Annotated in this window: 13 protein-coding genes and 1 pseudogene; 11 read left to right on the top strand and 3 right to left on the bottom strand. The window is 72.9% G+C overall.

All coding sequences use genetic code 11. From position 1 onward, the window contains the following. Nucleotides 1-209: 209 nt before the first annotated feature. The 3 genes from AC5WS8_RS03655 (at nt 210) to AC5WS8_RS03645 (ending at nt 3,982) form a co-directional block, all read left to right on the top strand. Nucleotides 210-2,051 (top strand): phosphatidylglycerol lysyltransferase domain-containing protein, encoded by a 1,842-nt coding sequence (locus tag AC5WS8_RS03655; protein ID WP_496101766.1) that lies wholly within the window; start codon nt 210-212, stop codon nt 2,049-2,051. A gap of 153 nt (nt 2,052-2,204) precedes the next feature. Continuing rightward, nucleotides 2,205-3,218: a permease gene (locus AC5WS8_RS03650; RefSeq protein ID WP_496101765.1), complete on the top strand. Its 1,014-nt coding sequence runs from the start codon at nt 2,205-2,207 to the stop codon at nt 3,216-3,218. Further along, on the top strand, nt 3,215-3,982 hold the full coding sequence (locus AC5WS8_RS03645) for a TIGR03943 family putative permease subunit (protein ID WP_496101764.1): 768 nt from the start codon (nt 3,215-3,217) through the stop codon (nt 3,980-3,982). The genes AC5WS8_RS03650 and AC5WS8_RS03645 overlap by 4 nt, the downstream gene beginning before the upstream one ends. 207 nt (nt 3,983-4,189) lie before the next feature. Here AC5WS8_RS03645 and AC5WS8_RS03640 read toward each other — a convergent pair whose 3' ends face one another. Further along, entirely contained in the window at nt 4,190-4,804 is a 615-nt protein-coding gene (locus tag AC5WS8_RS03640) for a DNA polymerase ligase N-terminal domain-containing protein (protein ID WP_496101763.1), read from the bottom strand. Between the two features lie 89 nt (nt 4,805-4,893). On the opposite strand from AC5WS8_RS03640, the gene AC5WS8_RS03635 reads away from it, so the two are divergent. Continuing rightward, on the top strand, nt 4,894-5,349 hold the full coding sequence (locus AC5WS8_RS03635) for an RpiB/LacA/LacB family sugar-phosphate isomerase (protein WP_496101762.1): 456 nt from the start codon (nt 4,894-4,896) through the stop codon (nt 5,347-5,349). 22 nt (nt 5,350-5,371) lie between these two features. On the opposite strand, the gene AC5WS8_RS03630 is transcribed toward AC5WS8_RS03635, so the two are convergent. Next, nucleotides 5,372-6,151, bottom strand: coding sequence for a CDP-alcohol phosphatidyltransferase family protein (locus AC5WS8_RS03630; protein ID WP_496101761.1), 780 nt, complete (start codon nt 6,149-6,151; stop codon nt 5,372-5,374). Between the two features lie 108 nt (nt 6,152-6,259). Here AC5WS8_RS03630 and AC5WS8_RS03625 point away from each other — a divergent pair, with 108 nt between their 5' ends. The 5 genes and pseudogenes from AC5WS8_RS03625 to AC5WS8_RS03605 form a co-directional block, all read left to right on the top strand. After that, nucleotides 6,260-7,240, top strand: coding sequence for an FAD-dependent oxidoreductase (locus tag AC5WS8_RS03625; protein WP_496101760.1), 981 nt, complete (start codon nt 6,260-6,262; stop codon nt 7,238-7,240). A gap of 186 nt (nt 7,241-7,426) precedes the next feature. Next, entirely contained in the window at nt 7,427-7,825 is a 399-nt protein-coding gene (locus AC5WS8_RS03620) for a 6-pyruvoyl trahydropterin synthase family protein (RefSeq protein WP_496101759.1), read from the top strand. Then, nucleotides 7,822-9,036: a glycosyltransferase family 4 protein gene (locus AC5WS8_RS03615; RefSeq protein ID WP_496101758.1), complete on the top strand. Its 1,215-nt coding sequence runs from the start codon at nt 7,822-7,824 to the stop codon at nt 9,034-9,036. The genes AC5WS8_RS03620 and AC5WS8_RS03615 overlap by 4 nt, the downstream gene beginning before the upstream one ends. Continuing rightward, entirely contained in the window at nt 9,033-9,959 is a 927-nt protein-coding gene (locus tag AC5WS8_RS03610) for a class I SAM-dependent methyltransferase (RefSeq protein WP_496101757.1), read from the top strand. Before AC5WS8_RS03615 ends, AC5WS8_RS03610 begins: the two co-directional genes overlap by 4 nt. After that, a pseudogene (locus AC5WS8_RS03605) lies at nt 9,959-10,936 on the top strand (lysylphosphatidylglycerol synthase transmembrane domain-containing protein); the annotation flags it as partial. The gene AC5WS8_RS03610 and the pseudogene AC5WS8_RS03605, both read left to right, overlap by 1 nt. 215 nt (nt 10,937-11,151) lie before the next feature. On the opposite strand, the gene AC5WS8_RS03600 reads toward AC5WS8_RS03605, so the two are convergent. Beyond that, the gene (locus AC5WS8_RS03600; protein ID WP_496101756.1) at nt 11,152-11,964 is read right to left on the bottom strand and encodes a creatininase family protein; all 813 of its coding nucleotides are present in this window, start codon (nt 11,962-11,964) and stop codon (nt 11,152-11,154) included. Nucleotides 11,965-12,020: 56 nt separating this feature from the next. Here AC5WS8_RS03600 and ribA point away from each other — a divergent pair, with 56 nt between their 5' ends. Further along, complete coding sequence (gene ribA / locus AC5WS8_RS03595; RefSeq protein WP_496101755.1) at nt 12,021-12,704, top strand: GTP cyclohydrolase II; 684 nt, start codon at nt 12,021-12,023, stop codon at nt 12,702-12,704. 162 nt (nt 12,705-12,866) lie between these two features. After that, nucleotides 12,867-15,332, top strand: a complete 2,466-nt coding sequence (locus AC5WS8_RS03590) for a SpoIIE family protein phosphatase (protein ID WP_496101754.1) — start codon at nt 12,867-12,869, stop codon at nt 15,330-15,332. Nucleotides 15,333-15,378: the final 46 nt, after the last annotated feature.

Here is a 15,378-nt window from a genome sequence, read left to right as displayed (position 1 = left end):
TTTGGTCGGGCTCTCGTCCCGGTGAACCTCTCGCCCCGCGGCGAGTACCCCGCGCCGCCCCTGCCGGGCCCGCGGGGCTGGGATTCGTCCTTGCCGGACTCCTACCCCGGGAAGAGTCACCGTTACCCTTACGAAATGTAGGGTCGATCAGATTGCTTCCATCCACGCCGGTCGCTCCGGCCTCTTACTCGTCAAGGTGAGTCATCGCGGTGCCCGCACAGCAACAAGCAGAGATCGTCCAGCAGCGCGCCCGGCGTCCGCAGGGCACGGCGGGGGAGGGACCCTCCCTGCCCGCGCGCCTGGGTCCCGGGGCGGCCGTCGCCACGGTCTGGTACCTGCGGCTGATGGCCCTGCTGAACATCGTGGCCGTCCTCTCGCTGCCCTTCCGCGAGGAGGTCCACGAGCACAACGGCGGTCAGTTCTTCACCCCCTACCTGGCCACGGCCGGCCTGGTCTCGGCGGTCCTCGCCCTGTTCCTGGCCACGGTCATGCGACGCCGCAAGCGGGCGGCGTGGATCGTGAACGTGCTGCTCGCCGGCCCGCTGCTCGCGCTCTACGCGGCCGCCCTGACCCAGCACACGTACAACCGGCACGTCTTCAACTGGATCTCCGCCCTGCTCACCGGCCTGTTCGTGGTCGCGCTGCTGCTCGGCCGCAAGGAGTTCCGGGCCGTGGGCGACCGCTCCAACCCCAAGCTCGCGCTGATCGTCGCCGCCTGCGGCATCGTCGTCAGCGGCACCATCGGCACCCTGCTGGTGGACGCCACCAACAAGGCGCACTCCGGAGCCTCGGCGTCCTTCACGGACAAGATCGTGTACGCGCTGCTGCGCGGCGTCAGCGTCGGACCCCTCGCCGACCACATCGAGCACGTGTACGCCCCGCGCTGGGTGGACATCACCATCAACGTGCTGACCGCGGCGACCTTCCTCCTCGTGCTGTACGCCTGCTTCCGGGCCCCCCGCGGCCGCGAACTCCTCGGCGAGGAGGACGAGCAGCGGCTGCGTGCACTGCTCGTCAAGCACGGCGAGCGGGACTCCCTCGGATACTTCGCGCTGCGCCGCGACAAGGCCGTGATCTGGTCACCGAGCGGCAAGGCCGCCATCACCTACCGGGTGGTCGGCGGTGTCACCCTCGCCTCCGGCGACCCGATCGGCGATCCCGAGGCCTGGCCCGGCGCCATCGAGGAGTGGCTGGAGGAGGCCCGCCGGCACGCCTGGACGCCCGCCGTCATGGGCGCGAGCGAGGAGGCCGGCACCATCTACGCCCGGCACGGCCTGGACGCCCTCGAACTCGGCGACGAGGCGATCGTGGAGGTCGCCGAATTCACCCTCGAAGGGCGTGCCATGCGGGTCGTGCGGCAGGCGCACAACCGGGTCCGGCGCGCCGGGTACACCGTGACGATCCGCCGCCACGGGGACATCCCCGAGTCCGAGATGGCCGAGCTGATCGAGAAGGCCGATCACTGGCGCGACGGCGGCACCGAACGCGGCTTCTCCATGGCGCTCGGCCGCCTCGGCGACCCCGCCGACGGGTCCTGCATGATGCTGGAGTGCCGTGACGGCGAAGGGGAGCCGCGGGCCCTGCTCAGCTTCGTCCCCTGGGGCGAGCACGGCCTCTCCCTCGACCTGATGCGCCGCGACCGGGACTGCGAGAACGGCCTGATGGAGTTCATGGTCATCGAGCTCCTGCTGCGCGCCCGCGACCTCGGTATCGAGCGGGTCTCGCTGAACTTCGCCATGTTCCGCGCCGTCTTCGAACGGGGCTCCCGCCTCGGCGCCGGCCCCGTGCTGCGGCTGTGGCGCTCGGTGCTGACGTTCTTCTCCCGCTGGTGGCAGATCGAGTCCCTGTACCGGGCCAACGCCAAGTACCGGCCCGTGTGGGAGCCCCGCTTCGTGCTGTTCGAGAACACCCGCGACATACCGCGCATCGGTATCGCCAGCGCACAGGCCGAGGGCTTCCTCACCGTGCCCAGCCTGCCGTCCCTGTTCCGCCGCAGGCACGCTCCGGCCGCCGGGGGACAGACGAAACCGGCGTACGGAAGCGGCCGCTGACGGCGGCCACCACGGCCGCACGCCATTGAGCGAAAGGTCATCGAGCGGCAAAGTCCCGGGTTCGCGGTGAGACACCGCGCCCGGGACTTACGTATGGGCGGGGAGGGGGAACCCCCCCGGCGCCGCCCGCCCCTTCCCGGAGGTACCCCGCCCGTGACCGTCGTCAAAGCACCCCCGGCCCCGGTAGACCGGGGCCACGACGAGGAGCCTTCGCAGGGCTGGCAGTTCAACTCCTCCCTGGGCCTGACCCTGCTGCTGCTCGTGCTGGTCGTCGCGCAGGGCCCGGTCCGCCGGGCGCTGGGCGCGCCGGTGATGCAGAGCTGGATGACCGTGTTCCTCGCGGTCGTCGTCCAGGCACTGCCGTTCCTCGTCCTCGGCGTACTGCTCTCCGCGGCGCTCGCGGTGTTCGTCCCGCCGTCGTTCTTCGCCCGCGCGCTGCCCAAGCGCCCTGCACTCGCGGTGCCGGTCGCCGGGGTGGCCGGTGCGGTCCTGCCCGGCTGCGAGTGCGCCTCGGTGCCGGTCGCCGGGGCACTGGTGCGCCGTGGGGTGACGCCCGCCGCGGCACTGGCGTTCCTGCTGTCCGCCCCCGCGATCAACCCGATCGTGCTGACCGCCACGGCCGTCGCGTTCCCGCGCGACCCGGAGATGGTCCTCGCCCGGTTCATGGCCAGCCTGCTGGTGGCGTGCGCGATGGGCTGGCTGTGGCAACGGCTCGGCCGCACCGACTGGCTGCGGCTGCCGGCGTCGGCCGCCTACGAGGGGCAGAGCAAGGGGGCCGCTTTCTGGGGCTCCGTACGGCACGACGTGATGCACGCCGGAGGCTTCCTGGTCGTCGGGGCCATGGCCGCGGCGACCCTCAAGGCCGTGGCACCGGCGAGTTGGCTGCGGACGGCGGCCGGCAACCCGGTGGTGGCGGTCCTCGCGCTCTGCGTGCTCGCGGTGCTGCTGTCCATCTGCTCCGAGGCGGACGCGTTCGTGGCGGCCTCGCTGTCGCAGTTCTCGCTGACCGCACGGCTGGCGTTCCTCGTGGTCGGACCGATGATCGACCTGAAGCTGTTCGCCATGCAGGCCGGCACCTTCGGCCGCTCCTTCGCGCTGCGGTTCGCGCCGACGACCTTCGCACTGGCCATCGTCGGGTCGGTCCTGACCGGGGCGGTGCTGCTGTGAACCGCCAGGCGCAGGCGGCCGTCCTGTTCCTGGTCGGCGGGGCGCTGCTGCACGCCGGGACCACCGGCCTGTACCTGCGCTACGTCAAGGCGGGACTGCAACCGCTGCTGCTCGCGGCCGGCGCGGTCCTGATCGCGGCGGCGGCCGCCACGGTCTGGTACGAACTGCGCGGCGCGCGGGCGGCCCGCCAGCACCCCGGAGGCGGCGAGGCCCCCGACGAGCACGGCGAACACGACGACGGGCACGGCCATGCCCACCGCGAACCGCGGATCTCCTGGCTCCTCGTCCTCCCCCTGTTCGCCCTCATCCTGGTCGCCCCGCCCGCGCTCGGCTCGTACAGCGCCGTGCGCGCGGGTACGGCTCTCCAGCAACCCCTGGCCTATCCGGCCCTGCCGTCCGGCGATCCGGTCGGACTCGGCCTGGTGGACTACGCGGGCCGCGCGGCGTACGGCCACGGACGGTCCCTCGGCGGACGGAAGGTGGAGATCACCGGGTTCGTCGCCCTGGACCACGCCGGGACGCCCTACCTGGTCCGCATGGCACTCAACTGCTGCGCCGCCGACGCCCAGCCGGTCAAGATCGGCCTCACCGGCAAGCTGCCGCCCGTGCTGCAGCCCGACTCCTGGCTCGACGTCACCGGCACCTACACCCCGAAGCGCACCAAGGACCCCGTCAACGGCGGGGTCATCCCGTACCTCGACGTCATCCGGGCGAAGCCGGTGGCGACGCCGAGCGACCCGTACGACGAGAGCTGGAACAGCTGAGCCGGTCGGGGGCCCGGAGACGGTCGGGCGCCGGGCGCCCGGACCCCGACCGGGTGAGCGCGCGGCACAGCAGCGACTCGCGGGTGCCCGGCGGCAGCCGCCCGGCGCCCGCAGCCGTCGGATCTCCGCTCCCTCCAGCCCGGCAGGTCGCCGGCCCGGCGGCGCTGCTCGGCGGGCACCGTCCGAAGTCGGGCCGCCCATGACCCCTCACCCCTCGCCGCCGTCCGCGGCCACCTGCGCGAGCGTGCGTCCACTGCGGACCGACCGGGCCCGGCGCGGGTCGGGCGTCCCATGGCCGCCGGAGCCGGTACGCCCCGCCTTCACCAGCAGCCAGGCCTCCTCCCTGCCGTCCCTCTCGCCGCCGCGGAAGCGGGTGAGGGCGTACTCGCCGTGCAGCTTCGACCCGTCGAGCCGGAACGTGGCATGCCCGCGCTCCAGCGACTCCTCGAAGGGCACGGGGTGCCCGCGCCGGTCATGGCTGAGCGGCCGGTAGGTGCCGTGGTCCCAGACGATCACGGTGCCGCCCCCGTACTCGCCCGCGGGAATGACACCCTCGAAGTCCTCGTACTCCAGCGGATGGTCCTCGGTGGGCACGGCGAGCCGCTTGTCACCGGGGTCGGCGGACGGGCCCTTCGGAACCGACCAGGACTTCAGCACGTCGCCGACCTGGAGCCGGAAGTCGAAGTGCAGGGTGCTCGCGTCGTGGATCTGCACCACGAAGTGGGGCTCGGCGCCGGATACCGCGGTGTCGCCCCTGGGCTCGGCGGTCCGCTCGAAGTCACGTTTGCCGCGGTACTCCCGCAGCCGATCGCTGCCGCTCACGTCCGGCTCCTTCCGACTCGGTCCGGCGCCCGAGTACCCCGCGGGTTCCCCGGACCACCCGGCGGGTGCGAGCGGGTACCCTCCGAGACATGCGGATCTCCGTCTCCTCGGACATGGACGAGCCCGTCGCCCGCGGCCTCGTCGCGGAACTGCGCGCCCGCGGCCACGAGGTGCTGGCCCACGGGGCGCTGAACCCCGGGGACGACCCCCAGTGGGCGGTGTGCTCCCGGGCCGCGGCGCGCGACGTCGCCGACGGGCGCTCCGACCAGGCGGTCGTGTGCTGCTGGACCGGTACGGGAGCGTCGATCGCCGCGAACAAGGTGCCGGGCGTACGGGCGGCCCTGTGCACCGACGCGTACACGGCGGACGGCGCCCGCCGCTGGAACGACGCCAACGTGCTGGCCCTCAGCCTTCGCCTGACCTCCGAGCCGCTCCTGAAGGAGATCCTCGACGCCTGGTTCGCCGCCCGCCCCAGCGAGGACCCCGAGGACCGGGAGAACGTGGCCCGCATCGGACGGCTCGACGCCACACGGGCCGGCTCCTGACGACCTGAGGCGGCGGCGCCGCTCAGCCGCCCGCCACCAGTTCCGCCACCGGTTCCACCACGATCGCGGCGGACGACTCGGCCGTGACGCCGCCCCGCACACTCCACAGCCACAGCACGTCCCGCCCGAACGACCACACCAGCGACGCCAGCGCGCACCCGACGACCCCCACGTTCGCCGCGTACGGCAGCAGCCCCGACGCGGCCAGCAGCAGTGCGACGCCCTGCACCGCCGCCACCGTCTTGCGGGCCATGCTCGGCGGCAGCTCGCCGTTCAGCCACGGGAGCACCCGGGCCGCCGCCACGAACGCGTACCGCATCGCGCCGATCAGCAACACCCACGGGCCGAGCGCCGTGGACACGTACACGCTCAGCACCAGGATCAGGAACGCGTCGACCTCCATGTCGAAGCGCGCGCCCAGCGCCGTGGACGTGCCCGTGCGGCGGGCCACCTTGCCGTCCACGCCGTCCAGGATCAGCGCCACCGCCGTCAGCCCCACGAACACCGCCACCGGCGGCGCGCTCTCGAACGAGTCCGCGACCAGCGCCGTCACCCCGCCCACCAGGATCGACCGGCCCAGCGTCACCCGGTTGGCCGGGCCGAAGGAGGCCAGCCGGGAGCGGAGCACGGCCCTGGTGAGCACGGCCCAGGTGGCGAGCGCGAACGCCAGGCCCGTCAGCCAGCCGGCCGGGCCCATGCCGATCGCCGTGCCGAGCAGGGCCAGCAGCAGCACCTGCACGCCCGCCCCCACGGTCGTCTCCTGCTGCAAGAGCCTCGCCTCGTATGTGTGGTTCAGGGCCACCGCTCACCCTCCGGCCAAGTGACAGATTCGATCTTCGCCGCGTACCTTGTGCGCGACTTCTCGTAGCTGCGTACGTGGTGAAACGCCGGATCGTTCAGGGAGACGCACATGGACCTCAGAGCTCGTGCCTTCTGGCTGCGTTCGCCCGGCCACGGAGAGCTGCGGGACGTGCAGCTGCCCGAGCCCGGTGACGGCGATGTGCTGGTGCGCGCGCTGTACTCCGGTGTCAGCCGCGGCACCGAGACCCTGGTCTTCCGCGGCGGTGTCCCCGAGAGCCAGCACGCCGCCATGCGGGCCCCGTTCCAGGAGGGCGACTTCCCGGCCCCCGTGAAGTACGGCTACCTGAGCGTCGGGCAGGTCGAGCAGGGGCCGGACGAGCTGGTCGGGCGGACCGTCTTCTGCCTGTATCCCCACCAGAGCCGGTACGTCGTTCCCGCCTCGGCCGTCACCGTCGTCCCCGACGCCGTGCCCGCCCACCGCGCCATCCTGGCCGGCACCGTCGAGACCGCCGTCAACGCCCTGTGGGACGCGGGCCCGCAGATCGGGGACCGGATCGCGGTCGTCGGCGGCGGTATGGTCGGATGCTCCGTCGCCACCCTCCTCGCCCGCCACCCCGGCGTCCGCGTCCAGCTCGTCGACGCCGACCCGGAGCGCGCCGCGACCGCCCGCGCGCTCGGCGTCGACTTCGCGCCGCCCGAGGACGCCCTCGGCGAGTGCGACCTCGTCGTCCACGCCAGCGCCAGTGAACAGGGTCTCCTACGCTCCCTGGAACTCCTCGCGCCCGAGGGCACCGTGGTCGAACTCAGCTGGTACGGCGACCGGCGCGTCACCCTGCCGCTCGGCGAGGCCTTCCACTCGCGCCGGCTCACGATCCGCAGCAGCCAGGTCGGCACCGTCTCGCCGCGCGCCCGCACCGGACGCACCTACGCCGACCGCATGGCCGTCGCCCTCGAGCTGCTCGCCGACCCCGCGTTCGACGCACTCGTCACCGGCGAGTCCGCCTTCGAAGACCTCCCCGACGTGCTGCCACACCTCACCCGTGGTGAGCTCAAGGGGCTGTGCCACCGCATCCTGTACCCCGCCGACTGAGTCCCACAGGCTCCACGAGGCACCCCTGACCGCCCGAGTCGCCCGCCCTTGGGGCAAACTCCCAAGGAACTCCCGAGGAACCTCCGAACAAGGAGAACGGGCAGCTGAACAACGCGGAGGGGTCAGCCGTACTACACGGCATACCCCGGAAGGGGACCAGACGCACCGCACCTGGAGGGTCGTCCGTTGTTCAGCATCACCGTCCGCGATCACCTGATGGTCGCCCACAGCTTCCGCGGCGAGGTCTTCGGCCCCGCGCAGCGCCTGCACGGAGCGACGTTCCTCGTGGACGCCACCTTCCGCCGCGCCGAGCTGGACGACGACAACATCGTCGTCGACATCGGACTGGCCACGCAGGAGCTGGGGGCGGTGGTGAGCGAGCTCAACTACCGCAACCTCGACAACGAGCCGGACTTCGCGAACACCAACACCTCGACGGAGTTCCTGGCCAAGGTGATCGCCGACCGCCTCGCCGAGCGGATCCACAAGGGCGCCCTGGGCGAGAGCGCCCGGGGCATCGCAGCCATCACCGTCACGCTGCACGAGTCGCACATCGCCTGGGCGAGTTACGAGCGTGCCCTGTGACCGACACGACCATCGACCACGCGTCCGTGAACACCACCGGGCAGCCCGCCCAGCCCCGTCTCGGCTATGTGCCCGTGCAGAACGCCGCCCTCGGGAACGCCGACATCATCCCCATGTCCCTGCGCACCGTGCACTTCGTGATGCCGGGCGGCGTCGACGACCCGGCCACCCCGAGCGGGGGCAACGCCTACGACCGCCGTATCTGCCTGGACCTGCCCGGCTTCGGCTGGCAGGTGGAAAGGCACCTGGTCGAGGGTTCCTGGCCCCGCCCCGGCGCGCAGGCCAGGGCGCAACTCGCCCGGACGCTGCGCGACCTGCCCGACGGCACGGTCGTCCTGCTCGACGGCCTGGTCGCCTGCGGCGTCCCGGAGATCGTCGTGCCCGAGGCCGAACGCCTGCGCCTCGCCGTGCTGGTGCACCTGCCGCTCGGCGACGAGACCGGTCTCGACCCCGAGGCCGCGGCCGAACTCGACGCCAAGGAGCGCGCCACCCTGCGGGCCGTACCCGCCGTGGTCGCCACCAGCGACTGGGCGGTGCGCCGACTGGTCTCCCACCACGGCCTCGCCCCCGAACGGGTCCATGTCGCAGCCCCCGGCGCCGACATCGCTCCCATGGCCCCGGGAACCGACGGCGTCTCCCGGTTGCTGTGCGTCGCCGCCGTCACCCCCCGCAAGGGGCAGCACCGGCTCATCGAGGCCCTCGCCACGGTCAAGGACCTGCCGTGGAGCTGCGTGTGCGTCGGCGGCCTCGGCCACGACCCGGAGTACGTCGAGCGGCTGCGCTCCCTCATCGACGAGCACGGACTCGGCGACCGGCTGCACCTGGCCGGTCCGCAGTCCGGTGCCGAACTCGAGGCGAGCTACGCCTCAGCCGACCTCATGGTCCTCACCTCGTACGCCGAGACGTACGGCATGGCCGTCACCGAGGCCCTGGCGCGCGGCGTCCCGGTCCTCGCCACCGACGTCGGAGGCCTCCCGGAGGCGGTCGGGCGCGCTCCGGACGGCGGGGTGCCCGGCATCCTCGTCCCGCCGGAGGACCCCGCCGCGATCGCCGCGGAGCTGCGCGGCTGGTTCGGCGAAGCGGACGTACGGCGCCGGCTCAAGGCCGCCGCGCGCGGCCGCCGGGCGGCACTGGACGGCTGGGCGACCACCGCACGCAGCCTGGCGGGTGTGCTGGGCCGGCTGGGACACGACCCTCGGAGGGCGGCATGAGCACGGGTACGACGTCGACGGGGTCCGAGACGTCCACGGAACCGGAGCCCGCGGCGCTCCCCGCGGTCCCCGCCCCCGGCGGCGGCGAGAGCGAGGTGCCCCGGTACGCCCCGCAGTGGCTGACGTTGCGGGAGCCCGCCGACGCGGCGGCGCGGGCGCACGAGCTGCTCGACCCGCTGCGGATCCGGCTGGCGAACCGACCCCGGAGCGGCCCCGGGATCATCGTGCACGACCTGGGCTGCGGCACCGGGTCCATGGGCCGCTGGCTCGCCCCGCTGCTCGACGGCACCCAGCACTGGGTGCTGCACGACCGGGACCCCTACCTGCTGCACTTCGCGTCGGTGGGGGCACCCCGCGCGGCGGCCGACGGCAGCCGGGTGACCGTCACCACCCAGCGCGGCGACATCGGACGGCTCACCGCCGACGCGCTCACCGGGGCGTCGCTGGTGACCGCGTCCGCGCTGCTGGACGTGCTCACCGCCGACGAGATCGACACGCTGGCGCGGGCCTGCGTGGACGCGGGCTGTCCGGCGCTGCTGACCCTCTCCGTCGTGGGCCGCGTGGAACTGACGCCCGGGCACCCCATGGACCGGGAGGTCGGCGAGGCGTTCAACGCCCACCAACGGCGCGGTGACCTCCTCGGCCCCGATGCCCTGGGCGCGGCCTGCGAGGCCTTCGACCGGCTCGGGGCGAGCGTTCGGGTCCATCCGAGTCCCTGGCGACTCGGCGCCGAGCAGCGGGAGTTGACGCAGGAGTGGCTGCGCGGCTGGGTCGGCGCGGCCGTGGAACAGTGCCCTGACCTCGCGGCCCGCGCAGCGACGTATCTGCGGGAACGCCTGGCCGCCTGTGCGGCGGGCGATCTGCGCGTCGTGGTCCACCACAGCGACGTACTGGTCCTGCCCCACCCGACGGGAGGCGCGTGATGACGACGCGCACGGCGGCTGCGGCGACGGCGCAGGAGGCGCTCGGACCCGTGGCGGAAACCGCCCCCGTGGCGCCCGCCACCCCCATCCCGGCGCCGTCGCGCCGCCGGGTCCCGCGCGCCCTGCGCGCCCACGTCGGGACCGTCGCCGGGGCGCTCATCCTCGGTCTGCTGCTGTGGCGGCTCGGGACCGGGGTGCTGCTCGACGGGCTGCGGCGGATCGATGTGCCGATCCTGCTCGCCGGACTCGGGATCGGCATGCTGACCACCGTGTTCAGCGCCTGGCGCTGGTGCCGGGTCGCCCACGCGCTCGGTATCAGGCTGCCGTTCGGCGCAGCCGTCGCCGACTACTACCGCGCCCTGTTCCTCAACGCGGCGCTCCCCGGCGGCGTCCTCGGCGACGTGCACCGCGCGGTGCGGCACGGGCAGAGCGCCGGTGATGTGGGCCGCGGGGTGCGCGCCGTGGTCCTGGAGCGCACCGCCGGCCAGGTGGCCCTGGTCGCGGTGGGCGTCCCGGTGCTGCTCACGCTGCCCTCGCCGGTGCAGGTCCAGGCCCGTCAGCTGGCCGGCCTGACGGCGCTCGCCACGCTCGGCGCGCTCTCCGTCGTCGTGGCGGTCCGCATGGGCCGCGCCCCCCGCCCGTCCCGCCGCCGGGCCCTCGGCGCCGTGCTCGCCGAGGCGCGCACCGCCCTGCTGGCCCGCGGCAGTTGGCCGTCCGTCCTGCTGTCGTCGGTGATCGTGCTCGCCGGGCACCTGCTGATGTTCCTGGTGGCCGCGCGGGTCGCCGGATCGCACGCCTCCCCGGCCACGCTGCTGCCGCTGGCGCTGCTCGCGCTCATCGCGATGGGCCTGCCGCTGAACATCGGCGGCTTCGGCCCCCGCGAGGGCGTCACCGCCTGGGCCTTCGGCGCGGCGGGCCTCGGTGCGGACACCGGGCTGGGCGTCGCGGTCGTCTACGGCGTCCTCAGCTTCGTGGCGAGCCTGCCCGGCGTACTCGTCCTCCTCGCCCGCTGGTGCACGAGCCTTCGGCACCCGCGCGCCGCGACGGAGAACGCCGCCGGCGAGGGCGAAGCCCCCGCAGCCCTCTCCCGGCCCCCCGTACCGGACGCGGAGCGCACCCCCCACGCGCTCCGCGTCCCCCGTCCGCACACCCGCCGCGCCCGCTCGGCTTCCGCACCCTTCCTGACGCGGCGTCAGTGGCGCTGCGTCGCACTGCCGTCGCCGTCGTCCGAGGCGACCAGGGAGAAATACGGCTCGAAGGACTCGGCGAGCGTCGCGAGCAACTGCTTCCCCTTCTCCGCGGAAGCGAGCGAAGGACGCCCGATGACACCGGACGCCGTATAGGCCGACATGCCGAGGGTGAGTAGATGACGTCGGTCGTCGGCGATGAAATCCATGGTCTCGTGACCGGGCCCGACCAATTCGGGATGACAGTGCAGAAGAATGGAGGTCTCGATTTCCCCGGCATGCATGTCGCTGAGCAGCGAGGTGCGCACCCCCGCCCGTTCCCGGGCCGACTCCCAGTCCTCCGGGGCCGGGAAAAGCGCCATCCGCACGCCCCGGCCCGAGGAATCCCGGACGGCATTGCCTTCCTGGACGACATTGCCGAGGACGTAATTCCCGCCGTGACCGTTGACCACGACCAGGGCCTCGACGCCCGAGCGTTCGAGCGATGCTGCGATGTCCCGTACGACCGCATGGAGGGTGACGGAGGAGATGCTCACCGTTCCCGGCCACGCCGCGTGCTCGTGCGAGCAGGAGATCGTCACCGGAGGAAGGAGGTGAACCGGATACGAGGCGGCCAGCTCGCGGGCGATCGCGCAGGCGACCAGGGTGTCGGTCGCCAACGGAAGGTACGGGCCGTGCTGTTCGAAACTGCCCACGGGAAGGACGGCCACCTGGCGGTGCGAACCCTTCGCCCGCTCCCGTACGTCCCGCGAGGTGTCCGACGGGAGCACACCCGAGATGTGACCCCCGGCAGTATCCGCAGTTCCCGAACCGCTCATCTTTTTCACGGCCTTTCGTCTCGTACCGCCTGCGCTTACCAGATAGGAATCAGATCATGACAGACGTTGACGGCGTGCTCGGCGGGAACGCCCCCTCGGGAGTCACCCGGATCGCGAACGTCCCCACCGGGGTCACCCGAGTCGTGAATGCCCCCCTGCCCACCAAGTACGGTGATTTCCAGGCCGTCGGCTACCTCGACCACGACCGCGGCGACGAGCAAGTTGCGCTGGTGTACGGCGACATCGAGGAAGAGGGCATGCTCGTCCGCCTGCATTCCGAGTGTCTGACCGGGGACGCCTTCGGGTCCACGCACTGCGAGTGCGGGCCCCAGCTCTCCACCGCCCTCAGGCAGGTCGTGGCCGAGGGTCGCGGCATCGTCGTCTACCTGCGCGGCCACGAGGGCCGGGGCATCGGCCTGCTGGCCAAGCTGCGCGCGATGAAGCTGCAGTCGGAAGGCCTGGACACGGTCGAGGCCAACCTCGCCCTCGGCCTGCCGGTGGACGCCCGCGACTACCGGGTCGCGGCGGAGATCCTGCACGACCTCGGCGTACGGTCCGTGCGGCTGCTCTCCAACAACCCGCGCAAGCGGGAGGCGCTGCTGCGGCACGGCATCAAGGTCGACGAGCAGGTGTCGCTGCTGATACCGCCGTGCGAGAACAACATCACCTACCTGCGCACCAAGCGGGAGCGGCTCGACCACTACCTGCCGCACCTGGACGCGGTGGTGCAGTCCTCGTGAGCGGTCCGCGCGGCGGCCGTCCGGCGCCGGCCGCCGCGCACCGGGCCGCACCCCTTGTGACAGGCGGCGCTGCCTCCGTCGCCGTCTGCACCCATGACGCTTTTTGCGATACTTGAGCCAATTGTGCCGACAAGGTCGTTTCGACCAAGGTGATGATTGGTGATGCGCACACAGCAGGGCGGGGGGCTGCCGTTCCGCGAGCCCGCCCTGGCCGCTGCTCGCGTCGTGGCCCAGGGCGCGTCCCTGGTGGCCGCCGCGCTGGGCGCGGTGGGCCTGGCCGGCTGGATCCTCGGGATCGGTGTCCTGAAAAGCGTGCTGCCGGGCGTTGCCGCGCCCATGAAGCCGAACGCCGCCGTGGCCCTGCTGGCGGTGGGCCTGTCCGTCTTCCTGGTGGCTCTCGGACCCGTGACCCCGCGGGCGGTCACCCTGGCCCGGGCAGCCGCCGTGCTGGCCGCCCTGATCGGCGGACTCACCGTGCTGGAGTACCTGACGGGGACGCGCCTGGGCATCGACGAGCTCCTCTTCCATGACGACACCGCTTCGACGACTCCGGGGATGCCCGGACGGATGGCACCGAACACGGCTGCGGCACTGACGCTCGGCGGCGTCGCGTCACTGTGTGCGAGCACCTCCCGACTGCCCGCCTGGACCAGTCAGATCCCGGGTCTGGCCATCCTCGCCCTCGGCGTTCTGCGGCTCTACGGGTTCGTCTACGCCGTGCCCGAGCTGGAGCGGTTCGGCGTCTACACCGGCATGGCCCTGCACACCGCCCTCGCCACGGTGCTGCTGGGCATCGCCGTGTTCCTGGCCCGGCCGGACGAGGGCCCCGCGGGACTGCTGACGAACGCCGGCACCACGGGCGCGCTGGGGCGCCGGCTGTTCGCCACCATCCTGGTCATGCCGCTGCTGCTGGGCTGGGCCGTCCTGGCCGGTGAGGACGTCGGACTGTACGGGAAGCGGCTGGGCATCGCGCTGCTGGTGTGCGGGCTGGTGATCGTGTTCACCGTGGTCGTCCTGGTCGCCCTGGCCGTGGGCCGCCGGATCGAGGTGGCGCACGCCCGCGCCGAAGGGCAGGTGCGGCAGAACGAACTGCTCCAGGCGTTCATGGACCGCACGCCCGCGGTGGTGTTCATCAAGGACCTGGACGGCCGCTTCCTGGCCGTCAACTCGATGTTCGAGGAGAGCACGGGTCTGTCCCGCGAACAAGTGCTGGGCCGCCTGGACTGGGACGTCCTGCCGCCCGACCTCGCGCGTCAGGCGTGGGCCGCCGACCTCGGCATGCTGGCACACGGCACTCCCGTGCAACGGGAGGAGCGCCTCCTCCTCGCGGACGGCCCACGGGACGTGCTCACCACGTTGTTCCCCCTCAACGATCCGTCCGGCAGGCCCTACGCCCTGTGCGGGATCGTCACCGACGTCACCCAGCGGGTCGCCGCTCAGCGCGAGGTGGAGCGGGCCAACCGGCGCTTCCTCGCACTGCTGGAATCGGCACCCGACGCCACCCTGATCACGGACGGCGCCGGCACCATCGTCATGGCCAACGCACAGGTGCGACGACTCTTCGGCCATGAACCGGACGACCTCGTCGGCGCCGGCGTAGTCGACCTGGTGGCCGGCCCGCGGCGCCGGCGCCACGGCGCGCTCCTCAACGCCTATCTGCGCCTGAGCGACCCGAAGCCGATGGTCCTGGACAGGGACCTGTACGGGATGCGCAGCGACGGCAGTGAGTTCCCGGTCGAGGTGAGCGTCAGCACCCTCCAGGCGGAGCAGGAGACCGTGCTGTTCCTGACCGTGCGGGACATCACCGAACGCAGACAGGCCGAGGCCGAACGCGCCGAGCGCTACGAGCAGCAACGGCGCATCGCCTACACCCTGCAGCACAGCCTCATGGGCGAGCCGCCCCGCCTGCCGCACCTTCCCAGCGCCTACCGGTACCTCGCCTCCGTCCAGGATCCCGGGGTCGGCGGCGACTGGTTCGACATCATTCCCCTCGACCGGGACCGCACCGGCGTCGTCATCGGCGACGTGATGGGCCGGGGCCTGGACGCGGCGGCCGTCATGGGGCAGCTGCGCGCCGCCTCCCACGCGCTGGCCCGAACGGGCGTATCGCCCAGCCGGCTCATGGCCGGGCTCGACGCGTTCGTCAGCGACCTGGCGGACCAGCTCGTGACCTGCGTCTACCTGGTGGTGGACCAGGGCGCCCACGAGGTCACCCTGTGCTCGGCCGGACACCTGCCGGTCATCGCCCTTCCCCCGGACGGGCCCGCCGGCCGGCTGCAGGCACCGGTCAGCGTGCCGCTGGGCGTCAGCGAGGTGTGCGGCGGCGGGCCGTACCGGCAGGCGACCCATCGGCTGCCACCGGGCAGCACGCTCGCCCTCTACACCGACGGACTGGTCGAGCGGCCGGGCACCGACATCGACGCCCAGATCGACGTCCTCGCGCACAGTCTCGACCTCGCCCTGGCGGGCGCGCCGGCGGACCCGGAGATCCTCGACCAGGCCACGGCCCGGCTGATCGAGACCCTCATTCCGGACACGGCCGCCCACGACGACGATGTGACGCTGGTCCTGATCGGCGTGCCCCGACAGGAGGAGACCACCGAGGGTACGACCGTACGGGCCGCCTGAAGAGCCCGCTCCCGGTGCCGTCGTCAGGGGCCCGCGACACCACCGG

The sequence above is a fragment of the Streptomyces sp. PTL18 genome (genome assembly GCF_059510295.1).
Note: the sequence above shows the minus strand (reverse complement) of the source record. Positions and strands in the feature narration are given on the sequence as shown.